Annotated in this window: 1 protein-coding gene; it reads right to left on the bottom strand. The window is 69.3% G+C overall.

Going from position 1 to position 1,286, the window contains the following annotated elements:
• Positions 1–330: 330 nt before the first annotated feature.
• Positions 331–840 (bottom strand): ATP-binding protein, encoded by a 510-nt coding sequence (locus BJF79_RS40000; protein ID WP_075901088.1) that lies wholly within the window; start codon positions 838–840, stop codon positions 331–333.
• Between the last annotated feature and the right edge of the window lie 446 nt (positions 841–1,286).

Raw genomic sequence — 1,286 nt, 5'->3', positions numbered from 1 at the left:
AGGAGTTCTCCTCCTTAAGGAGTCGGGCCCGCGAACAGAAGATTCGAAACCGCGGCGACCTGCACGAACAGGCCGGCCCGGGTCTGCCGTTCATAGACGCGCCCCCGGAAAGAGGACCGAAAAGAACACGGGAAAGAACCCCGAAAAGACAGCCACCTTCCACACCTGAAGAGACAGGGGACAAAGCGCCCGATACGCGCCGAAAAGGGCAGGGTCCCGCCCCGCCTCCCCCATGGGATCGAGAGAGACGCGGACGGGACCCTGCCGCCAAGGCGGTTCGCCTACTCTTGGGCGTGAGGGCCCAGCCTGCTATGGACAGGCTGGGCCCTCCTATGACGCCAGCGGCACCTCGCGCGCGGGCCCGGTCCCCTTCGCGGGTCCGGTCTGCGGGGTGCGGCGAAGGTCCACCTCCGCCCACACCGTGTGCCCGATGACGGGGCTTCCGTAGATCCCGATCGCGGCCGCGAGCCGGGACACCATCAGCAGCCCGCGCCCGTCCGTGCGGGGTTCGCAGTTCGGGTTCTCCGAACGGATCGCGGGGACGCATCCACCGCCCAGGTCCATCACCCCGATGCAGGACTTCTCGGCGAGCGTGATCTCCAGGCCGAACCAGCCCTGCGGCGCCCCCGACCGCGAATGACGCACCGCGTTGCTCGCCAGCTCGGCCACCACCACCGCCACGTCCTCCTCACGGCCCGACCCCTCGAACAGTCCCGCCGCGAACACCCGCGCCACCGTCACCTGGTCCGCCCGGCCGGGGAAGACCCGGCGCCACCGCATCGGCTCCGGACCCCACAGCCACTCACCCGGTGAGGGCACGCTCCAGCTCCCACTTCCCATCGTCGTTCTCCCTTTTCCTCGATGTCGTCTCGATGACGCCGTCCGCCGCCGCTGACGCGGCCCGGTTGCACAAACGAACGACGCGAACACGATTGGCGCTCGACTCGGCACGCACCGTCAAGTCACATGTGCAGGCGGCCACCGAAGCCGTCACCAACCCGTTCCGGCGGCCCGCCGGGACGCGCGCACGGGACGTCGAATGCGTGGGCAACGTGAGTACGGACAGGTCTCGATGGGACCGGGCCGAGGGGCCGGAGGGGGCTGCTCAGCAGACCAACACCCGATTCGGCATCTTGCGCATCCCGACCTGCACCGCGGTCCCTGCACGGCGCCGCCGTCGGCTGAGCCGGGCATACTGACCACTTGTCGAACCCGGACCCGGAAATCCTGCGCCGGCCGAAGGTGCAGGTCGACGGCGTTCCGAACACATGCCCGCGCTTTGCCGT

This window comes from Actinomadura sp. CNU-125 (assembly GCF_001942465.1).
Lineage (GTDB): Bacteria > Actinomycetota > Actinomycetes > Streptosporangiales > Streptosporangiaceae > Spirillospora.
This window is presented reverse-complemented; position numbering and strand designations above follow the sequence as displayed.

Excerpts from the sequence above, each read along its gene's own strand:
- BJF79_RS40000 (WP_075901088.1), bottom strand. The coding sequence starts at position 840 with ATGGGAAGTGGGAGCTGGAGCGTGCCCTCACCGGGTGAGTGGCTGTGG.